The following is a 24,990-nucleotide window of genomic DNA, read 5'->3' as shown; positions in this document are numbered from 1 at the left end:
GGGGGCGGTCCGGGCCTGTTTTCTACCGCCCAAGGGGGGCGTTTCAACGAGGGCGCCGCGCTGCGACGCTCCGATAACAAGGGGTTAGGTTACCATGAAAAAGCATCTGTTGTTGTTGTCCGTCGCGTCGTTCGCGCTCGCTGCCCCGGCCTTTGCCGAGGACAAGCCTGCCGGTCCGGCGCAACCCCAGGCCGAAGCGAAGGCGCCCGAGAAGGAAGTCTTCTCGACCGGCGTCGCCAAGGGCCGTGACATCCTCGACAGTGCGATTTCGACCAGTTCGCTGAAGGAATCCGAAGTCCAGAAGCTCGGCGCGCGCTCGCTCGGCGAGATCCTGCGCACCTTGCCCGGCATCCGGGTCGAGGCCGCATCGGGCGAGGGCAATTCGAACTATACGATCCGCGGTCTCCCGCTCGCCTCGGGCGGCTCGAAATATCTGCAGATCGAGGAAGACGGCCTGCCCGTGCTCGAATTCGGCGACGTGTTCAACGCCGCGTCGGACGTGTTCATCCGCGCCGATCTCAACCTCGCGGCGATCGAGGCGATCCGCGGCGGCTCGGCCTCGACCTTCGCGTCGAACTCGCCGGGCGGCGTGATCAACCTGATCTCGAAGACCGGCGATGCCGAGGGCGGCACGATCGAGGCGACCACCGGCCTCGATTATGGCGAGAAGCGCGTCGACTTCGAATATGGCACCAAGGTCAGCGACACGCTGCGCTTCCATGTCGGCGGCTTCTATCGCAGCGGCGAAGGCCCGCGCGACATCGGCTATAACGGCTATCGCGGCGGCCAGGTGAAGTTCAACGTCACCCGCTCGTTCGACAATGGCTTCGTCCGCATCTACGGCAAATTGCTCGACGATCGCTCGCCGCAATATGTCCCGGCGCCGGTGCTGATCAGCGGCACCAACGACAAGCCCGAATTCACCAAGGTGACCAATTTCGACGCGAGCAAGGATTCGCTGGGATCGAGCAACATCGGCACCTTCCTGTCGCTCGATCGCAACAATCAGCCGGTCGCCGAAAATTTCCACGACGGCCTGCACGCGAAATCGAAGTCGGTCGGGCTCGAGGCGCAGTTCGAGATCGGCGGCTTCTCGTTCACCGAGCGCGCGCGCTATTCGGCCAATTCGGGCGATCTGTTCCGCATGGTTCCCGGCAGCATCACCACCGCCGCGGCGCTCGCCACCACCGTCGGCGGCGCCGGCGCGACGCTGAGCTATGCGTCGGGCCCGAAGACCGGCCAGGCGATCACCGATCTGGCCGGGCTCAACGGCAACGGCCTGCTGGCGATGACCTATCTCGCCAAGGTCAAATTGCACTCGCTCAACAACTTCACCAACGATCTGCGCGCCAATCGCGTGTGGAAGGTCGGCGCGGGCGACCTCACGGTCACCGCCGGCGTCTACAAGGCGCTCCAGACGATCGACATGGACTGGCTGTACTCGACGGCGATCCAGGACGTGGTCGGCGGCGGCAACGCCTCGCTGGTCGACGTGACCAACGCCGCCGGCACCAAGGTCACCCAGAACGGCTACCAGGCCTTCTCGATCCAGGGGCTGCCTTTGCTCCATCGCGCGTTCAACGTCGATTACGACATCACCGCGCCTTACGGCTCGATCAACTATCGTTTCGGCAAGATCGCGATCGGCGGCAGCGTCCGCTATGACGTGGGCAGCGTCAACGGCACCGTGTTCGGCGCCGATCTCGGCGGCGGCCGCGTGGGGGTCGGCGCGTACGACTTCAACCATGACGGCGTGATCTCGGCAGCCGAAGCGAAGACCGCGATGCTGCCGCTGACCCAGCCCTCGCCGGTCAATTACGATTATAAATATCTCAGCTATTCGGCGGGCATCAACTACCGCATCGCCGAGGAGCTGGCGGTGTTCGCCCGCTACAGCCGCGGCGCCCGCGCCAATGCCGACAAGATCCTGTTCACCACTGCGGTCAACGCGAACAGCGGCGACCTGTTCGACGCGGAATCGGCCTATGACACGGTGCGCCAGCTCGAGGGCGGCGTGAAGTTCCGTCAGGCGGGCCTCGCGCTCAACCTGACCGGCTTCCTCGCCAATTCCGAGGACCAGAACATCCAGTCGGGTTCGGGCCTCGGCACCTCGCGGACCTATCGCGCCTACGGCGCCGAGTTCGAGGGCAGCTTCCGCCGCGGGCCGTTCAGCCTCAACGCTGGGGCGACCTGGACCAAGGCGAAGATCACCGAGGATCTGCTCAACGCGGCGATCACCGGGCTCGAGCCGCGCCACCAGCCGGAATTCACCTTCCAGCTGATGCCGCAGGTCGACACCAAATGGGCGACCTTCGGCGCCAGCTCGGTCACCGTGACCAAGAGCTATGCGCAGGACACCGACCAGCTCCGCATGCCGGGCTTCACGGTGGTCAATGCCTTCGTCCAGTTCCGCCCCGCCGAGGGCGTCCAGCTGAGCGTGAATGCGAACAACCTGTTCAACACGCTCGGCTATTTCGAGATCTCGCAAGCCACGATGCCCGCCAACGGCATCGCCTGGGGCCGTGCGGTCAACGGCCGGACCATCTCCAGCTCGCTGCGCTTCTCTTTCTGAGACGCAACGAAAACAAGGCATTCGGGCCGCTCTCTACGGAGAGCGGCCTATAATGCGAAGTGAAACGAAAAGAGCAGAGTAGCGAACAATGCTGAAGTCGATGAAAATCCCGAGGAAGCTGGGTCTGTCGTTCCTGACGATCTGCGCTACTGCGGCGATCGTGATGCTGGTGTTCTACACCAACATCTCGTCGATCCGCAGCACCACCGACGCGAACAATCTCAGCCAGGAAATCCACGCCAAGGCGCTGGCGCTCGAAACCTCGCTGCTGCGCCAGAACAGCCAGTTCCGCGGGTTCCTGGTGACCGCGGACCAATCCTACCTCAAGTCGTACGACGAGGGGCGCGAGGACTATGACAAGGCCTCGGTCGAGCTCGAGGAACTCCTCGTCGATCCGGCTCAGGAAGCCGCCTTGCTCAAGTCGCGCGAGGAAACCCTCAAGTGGCGCAAGGAATGGGGCGATCGCCTGATCGCCAAGGTCAAGGCCGGGCAGCAGGAAGCCGCCGAGGCCGACGTGCGCGCCGCCGGCAAGGCCGTGCTGACCAGCGCCGCGGTGCTGCCGCTGCGCGAGATCAAGGACGCCCAGACCAAGCTGATCGAGGAAGCCGGCGCGCGCCAGGAAGGCGCGATCAAGTCCGCACTCTTCGTGCTCATCGTCGGCGCGCTCGCGCTGATGGGGATCGCGGTCACCCTCGCGGTGATGCTGACCAAGCTGATCGCACGTCCGGTCTCGGGCCTGACCCGCACGATGGCCGATCTCGCCGCCGGCAAGAACGACATCGCCGTGCCCGACACCGATCGCGGCGACGAGCTGGGCGACATGGCCCGCGCGGTTCTGGTGTTCCGCGACGCCGCGGTCGCGAAGCAGGCTGCCGAGGCTGCCAATGCCCGCGCCGAGGCCGAGCAGAAGATGGTGGTCGAGACCGTGTCGGCACAGCTCTCCGAGCTCGCCAACGGCAATCTGACCGCCGAGATCAACCGCGATTTCCCCGGCGACTATGCGACGGTGAAGACCAACTTCAACGCCGCCGTCGGCGAGCTGCGCGGGCTGATCGGCACCGTGATGCAGAGCGCCGCGACGATCCGCGACGGCTCGAACGAGATCGCCCAGGCCTCTGAAGACCTTGCCCGCCGCACCGAAGCCAATGCCGCGAGCCTCGAACAGACCTCGGCAGCGGTAACCCAGATGGACGGCCGCCTCAAACAGACCGCGGCGGCTGCCGGCCGCACCGTCGAGCGTGCCGACGGGACGATCGTCACGGTCTCCAACGGCCGTTCGACCGCCGACGAGGCGATGCAGGCGATGACCCGCGTCGCGGATTCGGCCAAGGGCATCGACAGCGTGATCGAGGGCTTGGACAAGATCGCCTTCCAGACCCGGGTTCTCGCGATGAACGCCGCCGTCGAAGCCGGTCGTGCGGGTGAAGCGGGCCGCGGATTCGCGGTCGTCGCCGACCTCGTCTCGGCGCTCGCGATGCGCGCCGAGGAAGAAGCCGGCCGCGCCCGCGACCAGCTGACGGCCACCCAGACCGACATCGTCGCGGCGGTGGAGATGGTCCAGAAGGTCGACACGGCGCTGGCCGACATTTCGGGCGACGTGGGCGAAGTCCACAAGTTGCTCGGCGAGATGGCGTCGGACAACAAGGCCCAGTCGACTGCGATCAGCGAGATCTCGATCGCGATCGGCACGATGGACCAGTCGACCCAGCAGAACGCCGCTATGGTCGAAGAAACCTCGGCTGCTGCGCGCAACCTGAGCGGCGAAGTCGCCGCACTCAGCGAGCAGGCGTCGCGGTTCAACGTCGGCGGATCGGGCGCTACCCGTCAGAGCAAGACCCAGATCCGTTTCGACGGGCCGGTCAAGCCGCTGCCTGCCGCCGCCGTGCCCGCGCTCAAGCGCGCGAACGGCCACGACGACTGGCAGTCGTTCTGAGCAAGTGTCGGGCCGCCACGCTGATCGGCGCGGCGGCCCGAAGCTCGAATGTGCGTAAAGTTTCGTCGGACCGCACATCCGGCGAAGGGAGGAATATGACCGACAATCTTGCGACCCGGGGCGAATTCGCGCGCCAGGCGGACATCGCGCGCGCGCTGGGATCGCCCTTCGTCGCTTCGGTCCTCGAGGCGGGCGAGCGTCACCTCCGCCGGGCGCCGCGCACTGCGGCGCTGATCGAAACCTGGCCGGGGGATCCTTCCGCAGCAGCGTTGGCGATGCGCTTCAACGCCGCGATCCACGCACTCGCGCGGCGCGGCCGCCCGCTGCGGCTCGAGGCGCTCTACAAGCGCCAGCATGACGATTTCGACGGCGCGCTCTGCGCCGCTCTGGTCAGCGAGGACGAATTCATCGCGCACTGGATGCGCCAGCCGACCCAGACCAACGAAGTCAATCGCGCCGCGGCGATCCTTTCGGCGCTGATGGTGGCGGGAGAGAATTTCGGACTGCCCTTCGAATTGCTCGAACTGGGATCGAGCGCGGGGCTCAATCTGAACCTTGCGCATTACGCCTATGATCTCGGCGGGGTGCCCGCGGGGGCGATCGGCTCGTCGGTGCAGATCGCGCCGACCTGGCACGGCGCGCCGCCGCCCGAGGCCGCGGTCGAGGTTCTCGCGGCGCACGGCGTCGATCTCCACCCGCTCGACGTCGCCGACGAGGCGACCCGCGACCGGCTATTGTCGTTCGTGTTCGCCGATCAGCCCTTGCGGGCCGAGCGGCTGCAGAATGCGATCGCGCTCGCCCAGCGCCACCCGCCGCGGATCGCACGCGCCGATGCGGTGTCGTGGCTCGCCGAGCAGCTCGCCGTCCCGCAGGCGGACGGGCGATGCCGCGCGGTGTTCCATTCGATGGTGCTGCAATATCTCAGCGCCGACGACCGCAAGGTGGCGACTGATCTGATCGCCGCAGCCGGCGGACGCGCCACCATGGAGCGCCCGCTGGCGTGGATCAGCTTCGAATGGACGCCGAACCGCAGCGAGGTTCAGCTCTGGCTGACCTGCTGGCCGAGCGGCGAGGCGCGGCACCTCGCCACCTGCCATCCCTATGGCGCCTGGATCGAATGGCATAAGCGCGCCTGATCGCGGTTCGGCCGTCTTGTACCGGGCCGGCCCGGCACGGTGGGGCGATCGAAAACGGGCCGACGGAACGACGAGCCGCGGAACCTTGATCTGGATCAAGAGTTTGCTGACCCGGAGTCCGGGGCGTACCGTCCGGCCGTCTCGAAAGTCCCTGTGAGCAATTCCCTCTCGCTCGATCCCGAAAACATCGTCGACGTCGCGGTCGAAGCCGCGCGTCGTGGCGAGCAGTCGCTTGCCGAGGCGCTCGACCGGATTCCGGCCGCGGTCTATCTGACCGACGCCCAGGGCGTGGTCACGCATTTCAACCGCGCCTGCGTCGATTTCGCCGGGCGCGAGCCCGAGGCCCGGCTCGATCGCTGGTGCGTGACATGGCGTCTCTACAGCGACGACGGCGCGTTCCTCCCGCACGAGCACTGCCCGATGGCGGTCGCGATCCGCGAGGGACGCAGGGTACGCGGCGTGCGTGCCACCGCCGAACGCCCCGACGGCACCCGCGTCGATTTCCTGCCGCATCCGACTCCGATCTTCGACGCGGACGATCGATTGATCGGTGCAGTCAATCTGCTCGTCGATCTCCGCGACGCGCGTTACCGCGACTTCCTGTGCAGCCAGAGAGCGCGCTGCCGCCGGCTCGCCGGATCGGTCGGCGACACGCGCACCGCCGATATCCTGCAGGCGATGGCAGCGGACTATGAGGAGCAGGCGCGCCAGGCGGAGCGGCCGAACTAGCCGACCGTCCCGCGGAGGTACGCACCCTCGACCCCGCCGCCCGGATCACCGCGCGAAGCTTGCCGGCGCCATGGTTGCGGACAATTCCATCATGCGATTCGCGGTTTCGCGTTCTCCCATGACGACATGATCGACGCCCAGATGCTCGAGATGCGCGACCTCGTCGGTCGAGTGGGCGCGGGCGATCACCGGAAGATCGGCGTTGAGGAGGCGCGCGTGCTGGAGGATCGCGCCGCCTTCGAAGCCCGCGGGTATCGCGATCAGCAGCTTGCTCGCCGAGCCGATCCCGGCGGCGACCAAAGTGCGTGCGACCAGCGCATTGCCTTCGATCACGGTCATCCCGTCTTCCTGCGCCTGGCGGACCATGTCGCCCTGATCCTCGATGATCACGAACGCCTTGTTGCGCTGTTTCAGCTCGGTGGCGATCATGCTGCCTACCCGGCCATAACCGACCAGGATGATGTGCCCGGCGGGCAGATCGATCGGCGTGACGGGCCCCGGTGCGGGCTCCTGATCGGACTGGCGCCCCGCCACCCACGAAAACAGGAATGGATTGGCGAAGATCGAAATCATCGCGGCGGCGAGGATGACGTCGCGGGCGGCGGGCGGCAGCATCCCCAATTCGGTGCCGAGGCCCGCGAGGATGAACGAGAACTCGCCGATCTGCGCGAGGCTCACCGCGATCGTCAGTCCGGCCTGCCGCGGATAGCCGAAGGCGCGGACGATGAGATAGGCCGCCAGCGATTTGCCGAACAGGATGATCGCCACCGCCGCCGCCAGCACGAGGGGTTGTTCGACGATCACCGCCGGATTGAACAACATGCCGACGGAGACGAAGAACAATACGGCGAATGCGTCGCGGAGCGGCAGGGTTTCCTCGGTCGCGCGCCGGCTGAGCGAGGTCTCGCCGAGGATCATGCCGGCGAAGAACGCGCCGAGCGCAAACGAGACGTCGAAAGCGATCGCCGCGCCGAAGGCGACGCCGAGCGCGATCGCCAGCACCGCGAGGCGGAACAGTTCGCGCGATCCCGTGCCCACCACCCATTGCAGGGTCCACGGAATCACGCGCCGGCCGACGACCAGCATGAGCGCGACGAAGCCCGCGACCTTGAGGAAAGTCGACAGCAACGGCTGGAAAATCGCGGCGGCACCGTGGCCGGCACCGTTGAGCATGTTGGCGACGACCGGCAGCAACACCAGCGCGAGCACCATCGCCAGATCCTCGACGATCAGCCAGCCGACCGCGATCCGGCCCCGCTCGGTCTGCACGATGTCATGGCCCTGGAGCGCGCGCAGCAACACCACCGTGCTGGCCACCGAAAGCGCGAGGCCGAATACGAGTCCTGCCGCCAGACCCCAGCCGGTCAGCCAGGCGAGCCCGATACCGAGGGCGGTGGCCGCGGCGATCTGGACGACCGCACCCGGCACCGCGATCTTGCGGACCGACATCAGGTCGCGCAGCGAAAAATGCAGGCCGACGCCGAACATCAGCAGGATCACGCCGATCTCGGCGAGTTCGTTGGCGATACCGGAATGGGCGACGAATCCGGGCGTGAACGGACCCACCATGACGCCGGCGAGCAGATAGCCGGCGATCGGGGAGACTTTCAATCGATGTGCGATCGCGCCGAACACGAAGGCGACGAAGAGCCCGGCGACGATGGTGGCGATCAGCGGAGTGTGATGGGGCATCAATTTTCCTGTTGAGGCGAAAATAGCGGAAGCCGGCCGCTTGTTGCCGGCTTCCGCACGGGATCAGCCCATGGCTGGCCCCGCGACGGCCGTGAGGAGCGCCGCAGCGGCAGCCATTCCGGCCCACATTGTCGGCTCGAACCACCAGGGCGGTCGTTTTTCGTTGTTGTTCATGTTCAACCTCCAGAACGCGCACCAAGGCGCCTTCGCTGAAGAGGGTGCGAACTATAATTCGGCGTCAGGCACGCGGAGCATCGCTCGCGGTCATGTCCGTGCGCCTGGTCAGGCCTGCGGAGGCCCTCTCGCAAAGCGAATTCCCGCGAGCGCGAGCTGCTGAAAGGCAAAATCGGCGTTCCACATGGCGCCGGCGGCGCGTGCGAAGCGTGTCGGCACCAGATCTGGAAGCGCCGACAGGAAGCGCGGAATTTCCCGTACCGGGATGTGCTTGTGCGCGTCGAGATCGGGACCCGTCCGCGGCAGGATTGCGAGCCGCCGCTGCGGTGTCCTCGTCAAAACCACCACGCTGGTCGTGGCGGGATTGAAGGCGGATCCGTGCGCGGCCGTCTGGGGCAAGCCCATCGGCAAAATCGCGCAGAACAGGATCGTCAGTACCGAAAGCCATCCGGCGACAACGGGTCGATACAGCCGCGAAAACGACTGTCTGGCGCCGGAGCGCATGGTGGTGAAGATACGCGCCATGCCGAGGCAGTCTTATCATGTTGAGGCGTAACGGTAAACCAATCCCGCCCCTCAGCCCCGCAGCGGATAGCGCTCGATCGTTTCGTAGACCGCGCTTTCGCTGCCGAGCGTGCTCTCGAACAGCAGGAAATGATCGAGGGTGAAAAGCGGGCTGACGAGGCCGGCATGGCTTTCGAGGAAGCGGGCGGTGGCCCCGGCCGAAGCGTTCATCCGCGCGAGGGTGACGTGCGGCAGATAGGCGCGGCCCTCGGGCGCGAGGCCGCAGCGGACCAGCGCCTGATCGATCTTCTTGTGGAGCCCGGCGAGTGCGTCGTGCGGGCGGATTCCGGCCCAGAGCGCATTGGGCCGGCCGCGTTTGTCGAACTCGCCGACCCCGTCGAGCGACACCTCGATCGGCGGAAAATGCACGTTGGAGAGCGCGATCGCGACATCCTCGGCCTGCGGGCGCTCGACTTCGCCGATGAAGCGCAGCGTCAGATGGAGCTGGGCATCGTCCTGCCAGCGCGCGCCGGAGACGCCGCCCATCAGCGCGAGAAGCTGCGCGCGGATCGTGGGAGGGGGGCGGAGGCCGACGAACAGGCGGTGCATGCGGCAGCGTTTAACCGTGGATCGGCGCGCGGCCCACCGGTTTTGCTTGAAAAGGACCGGTTCAGGAACGATATTCGGGGATATTCCGGCAGAGCGCCGGGCAAAGGAGTTCATAATGGCGAATTGGTCGGATCCCCGGACTGGCGCGGCCTATGCAGCGACCGGCGCGCGCGCCGAGGCGCACGACGCGGGGCTCAGGGCATATATGCTGTCGGTCTACAATTACATGCTCTCGGGCGTGCTGCTGACCGGAATCATCGCGCTGGTGGTCGGCAATACCAGCCTGGTCGAACTGATGGTGCAGCCCACCGCGCGCGGCTATTCGCCGACTTTGCTCGGCTGGGTGGTGACGCTGTCGCCGCTGGCGATCGTCTTCGCGATGAGCTTCGGCCAGAACCGCATGTCGGAAGGCACGCTCAAGACCCTGTTCTTCGTCTACGCCGCGCTGATGGGGGCGTCGCTGTCGACGATCTTCCTCGCCTACACCGCGACGTCGATCGCGCAGGTGTTCTTCGCCACCGCGGCCGGTTTCGGAGCGCTCAGCCTCTACGGCTATACGACGAAGCGTGACCTGTCGGGTCTCGGCACCTTCCTGATCATGGGCCTGGTCGGGCTGATCGTCGCCTCGATCGTCAATCTGTTCCTGCAGTCGGGTACGATGAGCCTCGTGATCAGCGCGATCGGCGTGCTGATCTTCGCCGGCCTCACCGCCTATGACACGCAGAAGATCAAGAGCCTGTACGTGCATGTCGCGGGCACCGACATGATGGGCAAGGTCGTGATCATGGGGGCGCTGAACCTCTATCTCGACTTCATCAACATGTTCCTGTTCCTGCTCCGGCTGTTCGGCAGCGCGCGCGACTGATCCGCGACACTGGTTCGACGAAACACGGCCCGGCGGCATTCCCGCCGGGCCGTTTTCTTTTGTGTTCGCGAGGTTTCGGCGCGGGAACGCGAATCGCGGCATGGTCGTTACAGCAAGGCAACGCTCAGGAGAGTGACCATGACTGCGAACCCGATCGACCCGGCGATGGACAAGATGTCGGTGGCACCGGGACCCGAGGATGCCGATGCCGGTTCGGCGACCGCCAATGCGCGCCCCGCGCCGGTGGGCTCGGCCGACGCCGGTACCGACAAATCGATCGTCGAGCGGCTCGAACGCAACCCCGAGAGCAAGGAAGCGCGGCTCGACCGCGCGCTCGACGAATCGATGGACGCGTCGGATCCGCCCGCCTCGACCCAGCCGGTCCACAATCATTCGCTGCCCGAAAGCTCGGGCTATAACGAAAAGGCCGAGGAGAAGCTCGCCGCAGGGCCCGCGGGCACCAAGGGCATCATCGGCAAGGTGCTGCACAAGCTCGGCCTCGACTAAGGCGGCACGCCATGGGCGCCTCTCCCGCGTCGGGCTGGCGCGCCAATATCGTTCTCTATGCCGCCTTGGCGGCCAATCTGGGGATCGCGGTCGCCAAGTTCGTGGCGGCGGCGATCACCGGGTCCTCCTCGATGCTCACCGAGGGCGTTCACAGCCTCGTCGACAGCGGCAATCAGGGGCTATTGCTCTACGGCCAGCACCGCGCGAAGCGGCCGCCCGATGCCGAGCACCCGTTCGGCTATGGCCGCGAGCTCTATTTCTGGGCGTTCGTCGTCGCGATCCTGATCTTCGGGCTCGGCGCCGGGGTCTCGATCTACGAGGGCTGGAAGCACATCGTCGCGCCCGAGCCGCTCCACGATCCGCTGGTCAATTACATCGTGCTCGGCGTGGCGATAGTGCTGGAGGGCACCTCCTGGGCGATCGCGCTCAAGGAATTCGCCGCGGCCAAGGGCGAGATGGGCTGGTGGCAGGCGGTGCGCGAATCCAAGGATCCGGCGACCTTCATCGTATTGTTCGAGGATTCGGCGGCGCTCGCGGGCTTGCTGGTGGCGGGATTGGGCATCTGGGCGAGCCACGCCTGGGGCGACCCGCGGATCGACGGGGCGGCGTCGATCGTGATCGGCTGCATCCTCGCCGGCGTGGCGGTCCTGCTCGCGCGCGAGGCCAAGGGGCTGCTGATCGGCGAGCGCGCCAATCCGCAGGTGGTGGCCTGCGTTCGGGCGATCCTCGACCGCCGTCCCGAGATCGTGCGGGTCAATCATGTGCGGACGATCCACACCGCGCCCGATCGCATCTTCGTCGCGGTCAGCGCCGATTTCGACGACGCGATCACGATGGGTGCGGGCGAGACGCTGATCGAGAGCATCGAGCAGGAATTGAAGGCCGCGCTGCCGCTGCTCTCGTCGATCTATATCCGGCCCGAAAAGGCCGAGGATGCGCCCGACGCGGTGGCGATCGGCTGACCGGGGCCTGCGCGGCGCTGCACTTTTCCTCCGTATTTTCCCTGCATTAAGCATCGGATTTCCAAGCCGAAATCCAAAGCGGCCGGGCTGCCCTCTATGATGATTCAGAAGAACTCATGGGGTGTGCGTGATCGGGTCCCGGCCTGGAAGACTGTTGCTCAAGGCAGTGATCGTTCCCACCGCGGGGACGTTGCTGCTGCTTGCGGCGATGGTCGGCGCGGTGCTCCATTTTGCCACCGAGGGATCCGACGCAGTCGCGGCGCAGCGTCAGGCCCGATTGGCCGCAGTCGCGATGCAGCGGGCGGTCGCGGACGTCCGCAAGGATCAGGAAGCTTCGACCTACTGGGACGATTCGGTGCGCCACGCGCACGCGCGACCGCTCGACCTGGCATGGCTCGACCAGAATCTCGGCATCTGGTTCTACAGCTATTACAAGCATGACGAGACCTATGTGCTCGATGCGGAGGAGCGCGCGGTCTATGCGATGCGGGACGGCCGACGTGCCGCGCCGCGTCAGTTCGCCGGAATCGCGCCGCGTGTGCAATCTCTCGTGGCGCAGCTTCGGGCGCAGCTGCGGCGTGGCGACCTCGCCGCTGCCAGCAGCACCGAACAGACCCCCGGCCGGTCGAACCTCGCAATGGTTCGCAGCCGCCCGGCGATCGTCAGCGTCAAGCCGATCCTGTCGGAAACCGGCACGGTCGCGCAGACAGCGGGATCGGAATATCTTCATGTCAGCGTCCGTTACATCGACGGCAACTTCCTGACGGAGCTCGCCGGCGACTATGGGATCGAGGCGCCGCGTTTCGTCCGGACGCCGGGCGCCCACGCCGCGATCCCGCTGCGGGCCACGCAAGGCGAGCTGATCGGCTATATCGAATGGCAGGCCTTTCGGCCGGGCAATGCCGTGAAGAATTATATGATTATCGTGCTGCTGGTGGCTCTCGGGCTGATCGGGACGTTGCTGGCGTGGTTGCTCAACCGCAATCTGCGCGCGCGGCTCGAGCTCGAGACCAGCCGGGCGCAGGCGCAACACCTCGCGTTCCATGACGGGCTGACCGGGCTGCCCAATCGGGCATTGTTCAACGACCGGGTCGATCATGCGCTGGCGCGCGCCCGGCGCGGCGAGGACGCGACCTTGTTGCTGCTCGACCTCGATCGCTTCAAGCACGTCAACGACACCTATGGGCATCAGGCGGGCGACGAACTGATCCGCGAGTTCGGCAGCCGGCTGACTGCCCTGGTGCGCGAGGAGGACACGATCGCGCGGCTGGGCGGCGACGAGTTCGCGATCCTGCTCCCCGGGTTGGCCGGCACGGAGATGGTCGACGCATTGTGCACGCGGATCCTGACTGCGGTGCATGCGCCGTTCGAAGTGCTCGGCAACCAGGCGTTCGTCGGAGTCAGCATCGGCGTGGTGCAGGCGCCTGCCGCGGGCACCGACCGCGTCGATCTGATGCGCAAGGCCGATATCGCGCTGTACGGCGCCAAAGCCGAGGGCCGCGACTGCTATCGTCATTTCGACGTATCGATGGATGCGACCGTCAAGCTGCGCGGGACGATCGAGGAAGATCTGCGCGCGGCGCTCGCGACCGGCGAGGGGCTCGCGCTCCATTATCAGCCGCTGGTCGGCGTCGACGGCAAGATGGTCGGCGTCGAGGCATTGCTGCGCTGGGTGCATCCCGAGCAGGGATTGCTGCCGCCGGCGCAGGTGATCCCGATCGCCGAGGAGACCGGGCTGATCATCCCGCTGGGCGAATGGGTGCTGCGTCAGGCCTGCGCTGCAGCGAACCGCTGGCCCGAATTGTTCGTCGCGCTCAACCTGTCGCCGGTGCAGTTCCGCACCGCCGGCTTCGCCGAGCGCGTGCTCGAGATCGTTCGCGATACCGGGGTGCGGCCCGAGCAGCTCGAACTCGAGGTCACCGAAGGCGTGCTGATCGACGATGACGAACTGGTCCGCGCGGGTCTGGCGAAGCTGCGCGCGGCAGGGCTGAAGATCGCGCTCGACGATTTCGGCACCGGCTATTCGTCGCTCAGCTATTTGCGGAAGTTCGAAGTCGACAAGATCAAGATCGATCGCAGCTTCGTCCAGCATCTCGGGCATACGGTGGATTCGGCCGCCATCATCCACGCCGTGGTGACCCTCGGCCATGCGATGGGGCTGACGGTCACCGCCGAGGGCGTCGAGACCGGCGACCAGCAACGCTTCCTCAAGCTCGCCGGCTGCAACCAGATGCAGGGCTATCTGTTCTCGCGCCCGGTGCCTGCCGGGCAGATCGCGGCGCTGATCGCGCAGCGCGGCACGTTGCGCGCCGCCTGATGCGCGCGGCGCCGGCCTTGCTCACTGCCGCCGCGCTGATGGCGATCGTGCCTCCGGCGGCGGCGCAGGACGTCAGCGGCGAGGCGGAGATCGTCTCCGACTATCGCTATCGCGGCGTATCGCTTTCGAACGGCAAGCCGGCGCTGCAGGTCAGCGCCGAACTCGACGGCGGCGCCGGATTCTATCTGGGTGGATTCGGCTCCTGGGTGCCCCATGGCGGCGGATCGGCGGCGGTGGAGATGGATGCGATCCTCGGCTGGCGGGGTGCGGTCGGTGGCGCACTGGCGTTCGAGGGCAACGTCGCCTGGTACCATTATCCCGGCGCAGCCGATTGCGATTATGCCGAAACGACGGCGACGCTCGGCTGGGAGCGCGGGGAGACCGATGCGCGCGCCGGAATCGCCTGGGCGCCGCGCCAGGCCCATCTGATCGACGTGACGGGGCGCAAAAGCGGCAATCTCTACGGCTTTGCCGGAATCGAGCAGGGGATCGCAGACACGCCGATCAGCCTGAGTCTCGCGGCGGGCTATGAATCGGGAGCGTTCGATGGCGCGGCGCGTGGCGGCAAGCTCGACTGGCGGGCGGGAGCGAGCCTGTCGCGCGGCGGATTTACGGTTTCGGCCAATTATGTCGGCGCGGTACGGCCGCGGGCGACAGCCGGCGAGCCGAAGCGCGAGCGCGGGCTGGTGCTCGCGCTGGGACGCAGCTTCTAGCGGGCGCTGCTTCCTTCGGCGAGCAGCCGTTCGTAGCGCTCGGCCATCACCAGATGCGCATGGCGCGCGGCGGGGTGCTGCTGGCGCAGCGCCGCTTCGCGTTCACGGCGGGCGCGGGCCTGGAAATAGATCGAATCGGACATGGCGAAATCCCTGATCGCAGGATCGAGAGTGCCACAAAGCCCATAGGTTTCAAACGGCTAATCGTGGATAAGGAACGCCTCAGCTTTGCCGAAGCGACGGCATCGTCTTCGCATCCGGGCCGTCGGCACGGCCGGCACGCAGCGCCGCGGCATCCGCAGCGTCGATCGCACGCAGCAAATCCTCGAATTTTCCGTCGTCGGAGACCGGGAAGCAGCGTTTGAAACCGCTCCCGAGTCTCTCGAGGTCGCGATTGGTCAACAATCCCACCGCGACGATATGCTCCTGCGCCAATGCCCAAACTCCGGCGAACTCATGCTGCTCTAACGAGGGTTAGGCCGGTTTGTGCCAACGGGCCGTCGATTTAACGCTTCAATATATCGAGCGCGGCGGCTGTCATCGCCTCGGTGGCGGTGCCGATCACGGCTTCGGCTTCCGGCGCCCAGAACGGGCTGTGGAGCGAGGGCAGGGCTTCCTTGCCCGCCTGGGCCGCGTCCCATTTGGCTTTCGGGACCCCGCCGACCCAGAAGATCATGCTCTGGATCGATTTGTCGGCGAGATAGAAACGGCCGAAATCCTCGCCGCCCATCACTGCGGGGGTCTCGACGACGCGATCCTTGCCGAAGCGGCTGGTCCACAGGCTGTGGAGGCGGCCGGTGAGCGGCTCGGTGTTGAAGGTCGAGGGGGTGCCTTCGTTGCGGACGGTGACCACCGGCATGCGATCCTCGGGAATGCCGGCGGCGATCGCCTCGCCCTTGGCGATGCGGGCGATGCCGTCGAGCAATTTCCTGCGGACCTCAGGGGTGTAGCTGCGCACGGTGAGCAGCAGGGTCACTTCCTTGCCGATGATGTTGTGCGTCGAGCCGCCATGGAAGCTGCCGACGGTGACCACGGCCGAATCCTGCGGATCGATCTCGCGGCTGACGAGGGTCTGGAGCGTGGTGACGATCCGCGACGCCAGTACGATCGGGTCGCGGGTGGTCTGGGGATAGGCGCCGTGCCCGCCCACGCCCGAAACCTTGATGTCGACCGAATCGACATTGGCGAGCGCATAGCCCGAGCGCACGCCGACCACGCCCGCGGGGAGCGACGCGGCGTCGTGGAAGGCCAACGCGAATTGCGGCCTGGGGAAGCGGGTGAACAGCCCGTCCTCGAGCATCATCCGTGCGCCCATCCCGCGTTCCTCGGCAGGCTGGGCGATCATCACCAGGGTGCCCTTCCACCGGGCTTTCATCGCGGCGAGGTTGCGCAGCGTGCCGATCCAGCTCGCCATATGGGTGTCGTGGCCGCAGGCGTGCATCACCCCGGTCTCGATACCCTCGTCGTTGGTGGTGCGCACCTTGGAGGCGAAGGGCAGGCCGGTATCCTCGGTGACCGGCAAGCCGTCCATGTCGGCGCGAATGAGGAGAATCGGGCCGGGGCCGTTCTCGATCACTGCGACGACACCGGTGCCGCCGACCTTCTCGGTGACTTTAAACCCGGCCTTGCGCGCCTCGGCCGCGAGCTTGGCGGCGGTCTGCACTTCGTGAAGGCTGAGCTCGGGATGGGCGTGGAAGTCGCGGTAGAAATCCATCAGCTCGGGAAGCGAACGCTGGGTCGCATCGCGGACGGGATCGGCGGCGAGAGCGGGAGCGGCGAGAGTCATGGCGATGGCTGCCGTGAGGAAAGTGTGCATGCAGGTGAGGCTATGCGGGGGTGGGGGTGTTGTCGAGGGGGTGGATGTGCGGCGAGGCCCCCTCCGTCACGCTGCGCGTGCCACCTCCCTCGCTTCGCGAGGGAGGAGTTTCGTTGTATGCCAATTCCTCCCTCGCAGCTCTGCTGCGGGGGAGGGGGACCGCCGCCGAAGGCGGTGGTGGAGGGGGCCTATGCGTCTCAAAGGCTGGAACTCGGCGAAACGCGCGGCTCGGGAAGAGCGGAAGAAACTGAGCCTGCCCGAGATCCTGCTGTGGCAGGAACTTCGCAAGCAGCCCGATGGGCATTACTTCCGGCGACAGCATGCGGCCGGGCGATACCGGCTGGATTTCTACTGCGCGAAGGCGCAGCTGTGCATTGAAGTGGATGGCGAGGCGCATGCCTTTGGCGAGCGGCCAGAGCGCGATGCGGCGCGGGATTCTTGGCTGGCGACGCAGGGTGTCACGACGCTACGGATTCCGGCGACGGAGGTGTTGGGGAATCTCGAGGGTGTGGTAGCGCACATCATCGCCAACGTGGAAGCGCGCGGATAGGCCCCCTCCGTCATGCTGCGCATGCCACCTCCCCCGCTCCGCGAGGGAGGAGTTATATCTACCTCGCCGCCCTCAGGTGGCCGGAACCAGTTCCACCACGTCCAGCACCGATTCGAACCGCGGGCGCGGGAATACCAGGCGCCAGCGCTTCGGGCCGATGCGCTCGACATAGCCGATCATGTCGCGATCGGCGTCGAGGCCGTAGCGCAGAGGCGAGGTCTCGTCGCCGAGGACGAGGGTGCCGAGGAACATCTGCCGGGTCGCCTCGTGCGGGAAGATCAGCCCGGTCGGGCGCTGCGAGCCGGTGACCTTGTGCAGGCTCCTGACCTCGCCTTCGTCGGCGACGCGGCAGTCGAACCATGGATAGGCAGTGAAATCGCGCATCGCGGTGCCCTTGGCACCGAGCTTGAAGGTGCGGCAGCGATAGGCGCCCTGCGGCAGCGCGGCGTCGGCGAGCGCGCGATCGGGATCGAACAGCAGGGGCTCGGCGGCGACCGCCCGGGCGTCGGCCTTGCGCGCCAGCGGCAGCGCTTCGTCCCACGCCTTGCGCCAGTCGCGGATCCGGTCGCGATCGGCGCTGGTCGCGACGCTCTGCCAGCGGACATTGGTCGGCGAGCTCGACGAGGTCGCCTCGCGATAGACGCTGCAGCCCCCGAGGCCCGTAGCGAGGGCGATGGCGACAGGCAGCATCCACTTCATCATACGTCCCCTTTGATGCCGGCTTAGGCCGCAGTCCAGCCGCCATCCATCGAATAGTTCGCCCCGGTGATCGCCGCGGCTTCGTCCCGACAGAGAAAGAGCGCGAGCGCGGCAACTTGTTCCGGCTGGACGAACTGCTTGGTCGGCTGGGCGTCGAGCAGGACATCGTTGATCACTTGCTCGCGGGTGAGGCCGCGGGTCTTCATCGTGTCGGGGATCTGATTCTCGACCAGGGGCGTCCAGACATAGCCGGGCGAGATGCAATTGACCGTGATGCCGTGCGTGGCGACTTCGAGGGCGGCGGTCTTGGTCAGGCCGGCAATGCCGTGCTTGGCAGTGACATAGGCCGATTTGTTGGGGCTGGCGACGAGGCTGTGCGCGCTCGCGGTGGTGATGATCCGGCCCCAGCCGCGCGCTTTCATGCCCGGGATCGCGGCGCGCATCAGGTGGAAGGTCGAGCTGAGGTTGATCGCGATGATCGCGTCCCATTTCTCGATCGGGAACTCGTCGATCGGAGCGACGTGCTGGATGCCGGCGTTCGAGATCAATATGTCGACGCTGCCGAGCTCCTCCTCGGCGCGCGCGACCATCGCGGCGATCTGGTCGGGCTTCGACATGTCGGCGGGATCGTGGAGCGCCTTGGCGCCGCTGGTGGCTTCGAGCGCGGCGCGTTCGGCCTCGATCGCTTGCGTGTCGCCGAAGCCGTTGATCATCACCGACGCGCCTTCGGCGGCGAGTGCCTTGGCGTAAGCGAGGCCGATGCCGGAAGTCGAGCCGGTGACGATCGCGGACTTGCCCTTGAGGAACATGAGGGGACTCCCTGGCTAGAAAATTGCGGCCACCCTCACCCTTCCCACCGCCTGCGGCGGCGGGCCCCTTCCCTCTCCCGCCGGGAGAGGGAGGGAGGCGCCGAAGGCGCCGGAAGGGTGAGGGCGATGCGCATCATCGATGGGTGAGGTCGAAGGCGGCGGTCTTGCCGTCGAGGATGTTCTGCGCGACGAGCTGGGCGTTCGCCATCGTCTCGGCGACCGCGGCGCGGCCGGCCTGCCAATGCTCGTGCATCGAGCGGGCGGAGAATTCGAAGTCGCGCGATCCGCCCTCCCACGCATTGGCGCGGTAGATCAGATGGACGAGGCTGAGCGGCTTTTCGTCGGCGAGGGTGCGGAGTGCGGCGACGTCGGGGTCGTCGGCCATGTCGGCGGGCAGCCTGGCGAGGACGCGGCGGATCGCCTCGCGCTCCTTGCGCAGGCGGAGGCGCTCGTAGGAGACCTGGCGGGTGCGGCTCGAGAACCGGATCTCCTTTTCGCGAGCGAGCACGTCGGTGATCGTGCGGGGCAAATCGGCGGCGGCGGGAAAGAGATCGACCTGGAAGACGAGCGTATCGTCGCACTGGCGATCGAGGATGTGCGTGAGCGGCGTGTTCGAGACGAGGCCGCCGTCCCAATAAAAGCGCCCGTCGATCTCGATCGGCGGAAGGCCGGGGGGAAGCGCGCCCGAAGCCATGATGTGGCGCGCGTCGAGACGCTCGTCGGCGGTGTCGAAATAGCGGAAATTGCCGCTGGCGAGGTCGACCGCGCCGACCGACAGGCGGACCGGGCCGCTGTTGAGCAGATCCCAGTCGATATGCGCGTTCAGCGTGTCGGCAAGCGGGCTGCTGTCGTAGAAGCTGAGCGCGGCGGGCGTGCCCGGCGCGGCGAAGGCGGGCGGGATCGGGCGTGGGCGGAAGAAGCCGGGAACGCCGCCGAGCAGCACCGTCGCGGCCGCCCATTCATGGGTGAACTCGCGCGCGGTCTCGCTCAGGGGAATCGAGAAATCGGGAAGCGCGCCGGTGACGCCTTCCCAGAAGGCGCGGATCGCGGCGAGGCGGGTCTCGGGCGGGTTGCCGGCGAACAGCGCGGCATTGACCGCGCCGATCGAGATGCCGGCGACCCAGTCCACGTCGATGCGCGCCTCGTCGAGCGCCTCGATCACCCCGGCCTGGAAGCTGCCGAGCGCGCCGCCGCCCTGGAGCACGAGCGCGACGCAGTCCGGCAAAGGCAGTCCGGCGACGCGGCGGCGCGGGCGGGGATCGGCGTCGGCCATGCCGGCCATGTGGCGCATCTATGGGACGACCGCAATCCTCACCCGTAGAGGAAACGAGTGCAACGCTCGGGCTTCTCGCGCATTGTTGCGGAGACCGAACGATGAAGGGGTTCCCATGCGGCTCGACGATCTCGATCCCACCGATAATGCGCGCGACTGGGGTTCGGGCGGTGGTGGCGGTGGCGGCGGCTTCGGGCTGCTCGGTCTGCTGCCCTTGCTGCTCGGACGCGGGATGGGTTGTGGCGGGATCGTGCTGATCGGCATCGTCGCATTGATCTTTTTCGGGATGGGCGGCGGCGGGCTGCTCGGCGGCGGCGGGACGCAGACCCGGCAGGGCCAGAGCCAGGGCGCGGCCAAGGCGTGCGACACGCAGGAAGAGCTGTTCGCGTGCCGGGTGATGACCAGCACCGAGCAGGTGTGGAGCCAGGTCTTTGCCGAGCAGGGCCAGCGCTATCAGCCGGCGACGATCAATTTCTTCACCGGATCGGTCCAGTCGGCGTGCGGGCAGGCATCGGCCGCAGTCGGTCCGTTCTACTGCCCCGGCGATCAGGGCGTGTTCCTCGACACCGGCTTTTTCGACGAGCTCGACAAGCGCTTCGGCGCGAAGGGCGATTTCGCGCGCGCTTATGTCGTCGGGCACGAAGTGGGGCACCATATCCAGAATCTCGAAGGCACCTCGGCCAAGGTCAGCCAGGCGCAGGGCCGCGCATCGCGGACCGAGGGCAATCGCCTGTCGGTGCTGCTCGAGCTGCAGGCCGATTGCTATGCCGGCGTGTGGGCAAAGCGCAGCGGCCGGCTCGAACCGGGCGACATCGAGGAAGGCATGACCGCGGCGAACGCGATCGGCGACGATACGCTGCAGCGTCAGGGGCAGGGCGAAGTCGTGCCCGACAGCTTCACTCACGGCAGCTCGGCGCAGCGCAAGCAGTGGCTCCAGCGCGGGCTCGACAGCGGCGATCCGGCGCAATGCGATACGTTCGCGGCGGCGGGTTGAACCTTTAAATCCTCCCTCGCGCAGCGGGGGAGGGAACCACGAAGTGGGGAGAGCCTCTCCGCGAGCGGCGCATCTGCGGCGAGGCCCCCTCCGTCGCCTACGGCGCCACCTCCCCCGCTGCGCGAGGGAGGATTGATGATCGGCGGTGTCGCCCCTAAGCCCTCGGCATGACCGATATTCCCGAAGCTCCCGAGCGCCCCAGGCTTGCTTTCCGCCATACCCCGGGCACCGGCCCGACGGTCGTCTTCCTGTGCGGCTATGCTTCCGACATGAACGGCACCAAGGCGCTGGCGCTCGAGGAATGGGCGAAGCGGACGGGGCAGGCCTTTCTGCGCTTCGACTATGCCGGCTGCGGCGAGAGCGAAGGCGAATTCGAGGACCAGACGCTGGCGCTGTGGCGCGACGATGCGCTCCGGATCATCGACGCGCAGGTGACGGGGCCGGTGGTGCTGGTCGGTTCGTCGATGGGCGGCTGGGTGATGCTGCTGGTCGCCAGGGCACGGCCCGAATTGGTCAAGGGAATGGTCGGGATCGCCGCGGCGCCGGACTTCACCGACTGGGGATTCAGCCAGGCGGAGAAGCTCACCATGCTGCAGCATGGGCGGCTCGAGCAGCCCAACGACTATGGCGACGCGCCGACGGTGACGACGCGCGGCTTCTGGGCCTCGGGCGAGGCCAACCGGATGATGATCGGGCCGATCGCCTTCGACGGACCGGTGCGGCTGCTGCAAGGCCAGCGCGACAAGGAGGTGCCGTGGGAGCGCGCCGCGCGGCTCGCCGAACTGCTCCGTTCAGACGCGGTGCAGACTGTGCTGGTCAAGGACGGCGACCACCGGCTCTCGCGCGACCAGGACCTCGCGCTGATCCTGCGATCTGTCGAGGACGTGCTTTCTTTATGTTCTTCTTCCTCCTGAGCCTTCAGGCCGCGACCGTCGCGGCGCCGCCCGCAGGGCAGGAGCCGCCGCGCTATGCCGAGTGCATGGACCTCGCCACCGGCGATCCGTCGCAAGGCGCGGCCGCGGCGGCGAAATGGCGGGTCGAGGGCGGCGGGATGCTCGCCCGGCAATGCCTCGGAGTCGCTTATGCCAACCAGAAACGCTGGCCCTCGGCGGCGGCGGCGTTCGAGGAAGCGGCGCGCGAGGCCGAGAATGCGCATGACGTGCGATCGGCCAATTACTGGGCGCAGGCGGGCAATGCGTGGCTGGCGGCGGGCGAGCATGTGAAGGCGCGCGCGGCGCTGGATGCGGCGCTGGCGGGCGGGCATCTGCGCGGGCTGGCGCTGGGCGAGGCGCGGCTCGATCGCGCGCGGACATTGGTCGCGGCGGGCGACACGGAGGGCGCGCGGAGCGATCTCGACCGTGCGCTGGCCGATGCCAAGGCCGATCCGCTGGCATGGCTGCTCTCGGCGACGCTGGCGCGGCGGCAGGGCGATCTGCAGCGTGCGAAGACCGACATCGCCGAGGCGCTGCGCCGCGCGGCGGACGATCCGCAGGTGCAGCTCGAGGCGGGAAACATTGCCGCGAGCGCGGGCGACGAGGCCGGCGCGCGGGCGGCATGGGGGCAGGTGATGACGCTCGCCCCGGGGAGCCCGATGGCCGAGTCGGCGCGCAATGCACTGGCGCAATTCGGCGCGACCGAGAAGTAAAATGCAAATCCTCCCTCGCGAAGCGGGGGAAGTGGCGCCGAAGGCGACGGAGGGGGCGTCCCCAAGGCGATATCACTTGCGGCCAAGCCCCCTCCACCAGCTTCGCTGGTCCCCCTCCCCCGCTGCGCTAGGGAGGATTGGGGTTGGCGGCGCTCTCCGGCCTGCTTATCTCCGCCGAAACATCTTTCGGAGCACCCATGCGCTATCTCCACACCATGATCCGCGTCACCGATCCGGAGGCGACGGTGCGGTTCTTCGAATTGCTCGGCTTGCAGGAAGTGCGGCGAATGGAGAGCGAGAAGGGGCGCTTCACCCTGATCTTCCTCGCCGCGCCCGAGGATTCGAACGGCCCCGGCGAGCGCGCCAATGCCGAGGTGGAGCTCACCTATAATTGGCCCGCCGAGGACGGCAGCGCGCCCGAGGCATATACGGGCGGGCGCAATTTCGGGCATCTCGCCTATCGCGTCGACAATATCTACGAGACCTGCCAGCGGCTGCTCGACGGCGGCGTGACGATCAACCGGCCGCCGCGCGACGGGCATATGGCGTTCGTGCGCACCCCCGACCTGATCTCGATCGAATTGCTCCAGGCCGGCGACCCGCTGCCGCCGGCCGAGCCCTGGGCGTCGATGCCGAATACCGGCAGCTGGTGAGCGACCCCGCCGCCCGCTTTCGCGCGCTGACCGGAGCCGAGGCTCCGATCGTGCAGGCGCCGATGGCGGGGGCGGGCGGCGTCGCGCTGGCGGTCGCAGCGATCCGCGGCGGGGCGGTGGGATCCTTGCCCTGCGCGATGCTCGATGCCGGGCAGGTCGCGGCGCAGGCGGCGGAAGTGCGCGCCGCGGCGGACGGGCCGCTCAATCTCAATTTCTTCTGTCACGAACTCGACGACGCGCCCGACGATGGAGCGTGGCGGAAAGCGCTCGCCCCTTTCTATGCGCGGGAGGGCGTCGCGCCGCCGGTCGGGCCGGGGACATTGCGGCGACCGTTCGATGAAGCTTTGTGCGCGGCCGTCGAAGCCGTGCGGCCCGACATCGTCAGCTTCCATTTCGGGCTGCCCGCGCCGGCTTTGCTCGCGCGGGTCAAGGCGGTCGCCAAAGTGTTCGGCAATGCGACGACGGCCGACGAGGCGCGCTTTCTCGCGCGGCAGGGCTGCGATGCGGTGATCGCGCAAGGCGGCGAAGCGGGCGGGCATGCGGGGTGGTTCCTCGAAGGGCACCGGCCGATCGGAACGCTGGCGCTGGTGCGGCGAATCGCGCGCGCGATCGACCTGCCGGTGATCGCGGCGGGCGGATTCATGGACGGCGCGGGCGTGGCCGCGGCGCAGGCGCTGGGGGCGAGCGGGGCGCAATTGGGCACTGCCTATCTCGCCGCGCCCGAAAGCATGGCCTCGCCGATGCATCGGCGTTTGCTGGGGAGCGAGGCCGAGACGGTGTTCACCAATGTGCTGACCGGCCGCGAGGCGCGCGGGTTCCGCAACCGGCTGATCGACGCGCTCGGGCCGATCTCGCCGCTCGCGCCGGCATTCCCGCACGCGGCGACCGCGCTGGCGCCGCTGCGCGCAGCGGCGGAGGCGGACGGCCGGACGGACTATTCGCCCGCGTGGGCCGGGCAGGGGGCTCCGCTGGCGCGCGCAATGCCAGCGGAGGCGCTTACCCGATTGCTTGCCGAAGAGACCTTGGCCGCGACATTCGCCGCCTGAGGCTGGCGCCGCGGGTGGCGAGCGCCTAACTTGCTCTCATGCTCGATATCGTCCGGATACCCGCGCTCAGCGACAATTACATCTGGCTGGTCCACGATCCCGCCTCGGGCGGGACGATGGTGGTCGATCCTGCCGAAGCGGCCGGCGTCGAACGCGTGCTGGCGGAGCGGGGCTGGCGGCTCACCGCGATCTGGAACACGCACTGGCATCCCGATCACACCGGAGGAAATGCCGAGCTCAAGGCGACGTGGAAGGTTCCGGTGATCGCGCCGGCGGCCGAAGCGGCGAAGATCCCGACTGCGGACCGGCTGGTCGGCGAGGGCGATGTGGTGCGGCTCGGCGATCATGCCGCGACGGTGATGGAGGTGCCGGCGCACACCGCGGGGCATATCGCCTATCATTTCGCGGAGGACGGCGTGGTGTTCGTCGGCGACACCTTGTTCGCGATGGGCTGCGGGCGGCTGTTCGAAGGGACCGCGGCGCAGATGTTCGCGAATTTGCAGCGGCTGGGCGCGCTGCCGCCCGAGACGCGGGTCTATTGCGCGCACGAATATACTCAGTCGAACGGCCGCTATGCGCTGGTCGCCGAGCCCGCCAATCAAGCGATCCGCGCGCGGATGGCGGACGTCGACCGCGCGCGGGCGGCGGGCGAGGCGACCGTGCCGACGACGATCGCGGCCGAGCGTGCCACCAATCCGTTCCTGCGCGCGGAGAGCGTGGAAATTCTGGCGGAGCGGCGCGCGGCCAAGGATGCATTTCGCGGCTGAACGGTTTATGTTCGCATGGGGCTTG

The 24,990-nt window shown here is 67.5% G+C and carries 25 protein-coding genes; 16 read left to right on the top strand and 9 right to left on the bottom strand.

Annotation, left to right across the window (positions count from 1 at the left end; all coding sequences use genetic code 11):
* Positions 1 to 94 precede the first annotated feature (94 nt).
* From Q9Q95_RS10060 to Q9Q95_RS10045, 4 genes are all read left to right on the top strand, one after another.
* Positions 95 to 2,572, top strand: coding sequence for a TonB-dependent receptor domain-containing protein (locus Q9Q95_RS10060; protein WP_306096551.1), 2,478 nt, complete (start codon positions 95 to 97; stop codon positions 2,570 to 2,572).
* 88 nt (positions 2,573 to 2,660) lie between these two features.
* Positions 2,661 to 4,505, top strand: a complete 1,845-nt coding sequence (locus Q9Q95_RS10055; RefSeq protein ID WP_306096549.1) for a methyl-accepting chemotaxis protein — start codon at positions 2,661 to 2,663, stop codon at positions 4,503 to 4,505.
* Between the two features lie 95 nt (positions 4,506 to 4,600).
* Positions 4,601 to 5,641, top strand: coding sequence for a DUF2332 domain-containing protein (locus Q9Q95_RS10050; protein ID WP_306096547.1), 1,041 nt, complete (start codon positions 4,601 to 4,603; stop codon positions 5,639 to 5,641).
* Between the two features lie 153 nt (positions 5,642 to 5,794).
* Positions 5,795 to 6,370 (top strand): PAS domain-containing protein, encoded by a 576-nt coding sequence (locus Q9Q95_RS10045; RefSeq protein ID WP_306096545.1) that lies wholly within the window; start codon positions 5,795 to 5,797, stop codon positions 6,368 to 6,370.
* Between the two features lie 45 nt (positions 6,371 to 6,415).
* Here Q9Q95_RS10045 and ybaL read toward each other — a convergent pair whose 3' ends face one another.
* The 3 genes from ybaL to thpR all read right to left on the bottom strand — a co-directional run bounded on the left by ybaL (position 6,416) and on the right by thpR (position 9,349).
* Entirely contained in the window at positions 6,416 to 8,062 is a 1,647-nt protein-coding gene (gene ybaL, locus Q9Q95_RS10040) for a YbaL family putative K(+) efflux transporter (RefSeq protein WP_306096543.1), read from the bottom strand.
* Between the two features lie 282 nt (positions 8,063 to 8,344).
* Positions 8,345 to 8,761, bottom strand: coding sequence for a hypothetical protein (locus tag Q9Q95_RS10035; protein ID WP_306096541.1), 417 nt, complete (start codon positions 8,759 to 8,761; stop codon positions 8,345 to 8,347).
* A 51-nt stretch (positions 8,762 to 8,812) separates the two neighbouring features.
* Positions 8,813 to 9,349 carry an RNA 2',3'-cyclic phosphodiesterase gene (gene thpR / locus Q9Q95_RS10030; RefSeq protein ID WP_306096539.1) on the bottom strand — a complete coding sequence of 179 codons (537 nt, stop codon included), beginning with the start codon at positions 9,347 to 9,349 and terminating at the stop codon, positions 8,813 to 8,815.
* A 115-nt stretch (positions 9,350 to 9,464) separates the two neighbouring features.
* Here thpR and Q9Q95_RS10025 point away from each other — a divergent pair, with 115 nt between their 5' ends.
* From Q9Q95_RS10025 to Q9Q95_RS10005, 5 genes are all read left to right on the top strand, one after another.
* Positions 9,465 to 10,214 carry a Bax inhibitor-1/YccA family protein gene (locus Q9Q95_RS10025; RefSeq protein ID WP_306096538.1) on the top strand — a complete coding sequence of 250 codons (750 nt, stop codon included), beginning with the start codon at positions 9,465 to 9,467 and terminating at the stop codon, positions 10,212 to 10,214.
* A gap of 138 nt (positions 10,215 to 10,352) precedes the next feature.
* Positions 10,353 to 10,721, top strand: a complete 369-nt coding sequence (locus tag Q9Q95_RS10020; protein WP_306096536.1) for a hypothetical protein — start codon at positions 10,353 to 10,355, stop codon at positions 10,719 to 10,721.
* Between the two features lie 11 nt (positions 10,722 to 10,732).
* The gene (locus Q9Q95_RS10015) at positions 10,733 to 11,683 is read left to right on the top strand and encodes a cation diffusion facilitator family transporter (protein WP_306096534.1); all 951 of its coding nucleotides are present in this window, start codon (positions 10,733 to 10,735) and stop codon (positions 11,681 to 11,683) included.
* A 127-nt stretch (positions 11,684 to 11,810) separates the two neighbouring features.
* Positions 11,811 to 14,000 (top strand): bifunctional diguanylate cyclase/phosphodiesterase, encoded by a 2,190-nt coding sequence (locus tag Q9Q95_RS10010; protein ID WP_306096531.1) that lies wholly within the window; start codon positions 11,811 to 11,813, stop codon positions 13,998 to 14,000.
* Positions 14,000 to 14,713, top strand: coding sequence for a TorF family putative porin (locus tag Q9Q95_RS10005; protein WP_306096529.1), 714 nt, complete (start codon positions 14,000 to 14,002; stop codon positions 14,711 to 14,713). Before Q9Q95_RS10010 ends, Q9Q95_RS10005 begins: the two co-directional genes overlap by 1 nt.
* Here the strand turns inward: Q9Q95_RS10005 and Q9Q95_RS10000 are convergent.
* From Q9Q95_RS10000 to Q9Q95_RS09990, 3 genes are all read right to left on the bottom strand, one after another.
* Complete coding sequence (locus Q9Q95_RS10000) at positions 14,710 to 14,856, bottom strand: hypothetical protein (RefSeq protein ID WP_306096527.1); 147 nt, start codon at positions 14,854 to 14,856, stop codon at positions 14,710 to 14,712. The two genes, Q9Q95_RS10005 and Q9Q95_RS10000, sit on opposite strands and share 4 nt — an antisense overlap.
* A gap of 79 nt (positions 14,857 to 14,935) precedes the next feature.
* Positions 14,936 to 15,148, bottom strand: coding sequence for a hypothetical protein (locus Q9Q95_RS09995; protein ID WP_306096525.1), 213 nt, complete (start codon positions 15,146 to 15,148; stop codon positions 14,936 to 14,938).
* A 70-nt stretch (positions 15,149 to 15,218) separates the two neighbouring features.
* On the bottom strand, positions 15,219 to 16,499 hold the full coding sequence (locus Q9Q95_RS09990) for an amidohydrolase (RefSeq protein WP_306096523.1): 1,281 nt from the start codon (positions 16,497 to 16,499) through the stop codon (positions 15,219 to 15,221).
* Positions 16,500 to 16,719: 220 nt separating this feature from the next.
* Between Q9Q95_RS09990 and Q9Q95_RS09985 the strand changes: the two genes are divergently transcribed.
* Positions 16,720 to 17,079 carry an endonuclease domain-containing protein gene (locus Q9Q95_RS09985; RefSeq protein ID WP_306096522.1) on the top strand — a complete coding sequence of 120 codons (360 nt, stop codon included), beginning with the start codon at positions 16,720 to 16,722 and terminating at the stop codon, positions 17,077 to 17,079.
* A gap of 72 nt (positions 17,080 to 17,151) precedes the next feature.
* Here Q9Q95_RS09985 and Q9Q95_RS09980 read toward each other — a convergent pair whose 3' ends face one another.
* The 3 genes from Q9Q95_RS09980 to Q9Q95_RS09970 all read right to left on the bottom strand — a co-directional run bounded on the left by Q9Q95_RS09980 (position 17,152) and on the right by Q9Q95_RS09970 (position 19,860).
* Positions 17,152 to 17,781: a DUF4893 domain-containing protein gene (locus Q9Q95_RS09980; RefSeq protein ID WP_306096519.1), complete on the bottom strand. Its 630-nt coding sequence runs from the start codon at positions 17,779 to 17,781 to the stop codon at positions 17,152 to 17,154.
* 20 nt (positions 17,782 to 17,801) lie between these two features.
* Positions 17,802 to 18,587 carry a 3-hydroxybutyrate dehydrogenase gene (locus Q9Q95_RS09975; RefSeq protein ID WP_306096517.1) on the bottom strand — a complete coding sequence of 262 codons (786 nt, stop codon included), beginning with the start codon at positions 18,585 to 18,587 and terminating at the stop codon, positions 17,802 to 17,804.
* 133 nt (positions 18,588 to 18,720) lie between these two features.
* Positions 18,721 to 19,860, bottom strand: a complete 1,140-nt coding sequence (locus Q9Q95_RS09970; RefSeq protein WP_306096935.1) for a patatin-like phospholipase family protein — start codon at positions 19,858 to 19,860, stop codon at positions 18,721 to 18,723.
* 115 nt (positions 19,861 to 19,975) lie between these two features.
* Between Q9Q95_RS09970 and Q9Q95_RS09965 the strand changes: the two genes are divergently transcribed.
* The 6 genes from Q9Q95_RS09965 (at position 19,976) to gloB (ending at position 24,965) form a co-directional block, all read left to right on the top strand.
* On the top strand, positions 19,976 to 20,854 hold the full coding sequence (locus tag Q9Q95_RS09965; RefSeq protein ID WP_306096516.1) for a neutral zinc metallopeptidase: 879 nt from the start codon (positions 19,976 to 19,978) through the stop codon (positions 20,852 to 20,854).
* Positions 20,855 to 21,021: 167 nt separating this feature from the next.
* Complete coding sequence (locus Q9Q95_RS09960) at positions 21,022 to 21,768, top strand: alpha/beta hydrolase (protein WP_306096513.1); 747 nt, start codon at positions 21,022 to 21,024, stop codon at positions 21,766 to 21,768.
* The gene (locus Q9Q95_RS09955; RefSeq protein ID WP_306096511.1) at positions 21,750 to 22,499 is read left to right on the top strand and encodes a tetratricopeptide repeat protein; all 750 of its coding nucleotides are present in this window, start codon (positions 21,750 to 21,752) and stop codon (positions 22,497 to 22,499) included. Before Q9Q95_RS09960 ends, Q9Q95_RS09955 begins: the two co-directional genes overlap by 19 nt.
* A 197-nt stretch (positions 22,500 to 22,696) precedes the next feature.
* Entirely contained in the window at positions 22,697 to 23,152 is a 456-nt protein-coding gene (locus tag Q9Q95_RS09950; RefSeq protein ID WP_306096509.1) for a VOC family protein, read from the top strand.
* On the top strand, positions 23,149 to 24,198 hold the full coding sequence (locus Q9Q95_RS09945) for a nitronate monooxygenase family protein (protein ID WP_306096508.1): 1,050 nt from the start codon (positions 23,149 to 23,151) through the stop codon (positions 24,196 to 24,198). Before Q9Q95_RS09950 ends, Q9Q95_RS09945 begins: the two co-directional genes overlap by 4 nt.
* A gap of 38 nt (positions 24,199 to 24,236) precedes the next feature.
* On the top strand, positions 24,237 to 24,965 hold the full coding sequence (gene gloB, locus Q9Q95_RS09940; protein ID WP_306096507.1) for a hydroxyacylglutathione hydrolase: 729 nt from the start codon (positions 24,237 to 24,239) through the stop codon (positions 24,963 to 24,965).
* The last annotated feature ends 25 nt before the right edge of the window (positions 24,966 to 24,990 follow it).

Origin of the sequence: Sphingomonas sp. DG1-23, from assembly GCF_030730875.1 — a bacterium.
GTDB lineage: Bacteria > Pseudomonadota > Alphaproteobacteria > Sphingomonadales > Sphingomonadaceae > Sphingomonas.
The sequence above is the reverse complement of the archived record's forward strand: the minus strand, read 5'-3'. Positions and strand labels throughout refer to the sequence as shown.

What these genes read in the sequence shown, in the direction of transcription:
- Q9Q95_RS10020 (WP_306096536.1), top strand. Translation starts at nt 10,353, where the DNA reads ATGACTGCGAACCCGATCGACCCGGCGATGGACAAGATGTCGGTGGCA.
- Q9Q95_RS10050 (WP_306096547.1), top strand. Translation starts at nt 4,601, where the DNA reads ATGACCGACAATCTTGCGACCCGGGGCGAATTCGCGCGCCAGGCGGAC.
- Q9Q95_RS10025 (WP_306096538.1), top strand. Translation starts at nt 9,465, where the DNA reads ATGGCGAATTGGTCGGATCCCCGGACTGGCGCGGCCTATGCAGCGACC.
- thpR (WP_306096539.1), bottom strand. Translation starts at nt 9,349, where the DNA reads ATGCACCGCCTGTTCGTCGGCCTCCGCCCCCCTCCCACGATCCGCGCG.
- Q9Q95_RS10060 (WP_306096551.1), top strand. Translation starts at nt 95, where the DNA reads ATGAAAAAGCATCTGTTGTTGTTGTCCGTCGCGTCGTTCGCGCTCGCT.
- ybaL (WP_306096543.1), bottom strand. Translation starts at nt 8,062, where the DNA reads ATGCCCCATCACACTCCGCTGATCGCCACCATCGTCGCCGGGCTCTTC.
- Q9Q95_RS09970 (WP_306096935.1), bottom strand. Translation starts at nt 19,860, where the DNA reads ATGGCCGACGCCGATCCCCGCCCGCGCCGCCGCGTCGCCGGACTGCCT.
- Q9Q95_RS10055 (WP_306096549.1), top strand. Translation starts at nt 2,661, where the DNA reads ATGCTGAAGTCGATGAAAATCCCGAGGAAGCTGGGTCTGTCGTTCCTG.
- Q9Q95_RS09950 (WP_306096509.1), top strand. Translation starts at nt 22,697, where the DNA reads ATGCGCTATCTCCACACCATGATCCGCGTCACCGATCCGGAGGCGACG.
- gloB (WP_306096507.1), top strand. Translation starts at nt 24,237, where the DNA reads ATGCTCGATATCGTCCGGATACCCGCGCTCAGCGACAATTACATCTGG.
- Q9Q95_RS09965 (WP_306096516.1), top strand. Translation starts at nt 19,976, where the DNA reads ATGCGGCTCGACGATCTCGATCCCACCGATAATGCGCGCGACTGGGGT.
- Q9Q95_RS09975 (WP_306096517.1), bottom strand. Translation starts at nt 18,587, where the DNA reads ATGTTCCTCAAGGGCAAGTCCGCGATCGTCACCGGCTCGACTTCCGGC.
- Q9Q95_RS10005 (WP_306096529.1), top strand. Translation starts at nt 14,000, where the DNA reads ATGCGCGCGGCGCCGGCCTTGCTCACTGCCGCCGCGCTGATGGCGATC.
- Q9Q95_RS09980 (WP_306096519.1), bottom strand. Translation starts at nt 17,781, where the DNA reads ATGATGAAGTGGATGCTGCCTGTCGCCATCGCCCTCGCTACGGGCCTC.
- Q9Q95_RS10035 (WP_306096541.1), bottom strand. Translation starts at nt 8,761, where the DNA reads ATGGCGCGTATCTTCACCACCATGCGCTCCGGCGCCAGACAGTCGTTT.
- Q9Q95_RS09985 (WP_306096522.1), top strand. Translation starts at nt 16,720, where the DNA reads ATGCGTCTCAAAGGCTGGAACTCGGCGAAACGCGCGGCTCGGGAAGAG.
- Q9Q95_RS09960 (WP_306096513.1), top strand. Translation starts at nt 21,022, where the DNA reads ATGACCGATATTCCCGAAGCTCCCGAGCGCCCCAGGCTTGCTTTCCGC.
- Q9Q95_RS10015 (WP_306096534.1), top strand. Translation starts at nt 10,733, where the DNA reads ATGGGCGCCTCTCCCGCGTCGGGCTGGCGCGCCAATATCGTTCTCTAT.
- Q9Q95_RS10000 (WP_306096527.1), bottom strand. Translation starts at nt 14,856, where the DNA reads ATGTCCGATTCGATCTATTTCCAGGCCCGCGCCCGCCGTGAACGCGAA.
- Q9Q95_RS09955 (WP_306096511.1), top strand. Translation starts at nt 21,750, where the DNA reads ATGTTCTTCTTCCTCCTGAGCCTTCAGGCCGCGACCGTCGCGGCGCCG.
- Q9Q95_RS09990 (WP_306096523.1), bottom strand. Translation starts at nt 16,499, where the DNA reads ATGACTCTCGCCGCTCCCGCTCTCGCCGCCGATCCCGTCCGCGATGCG.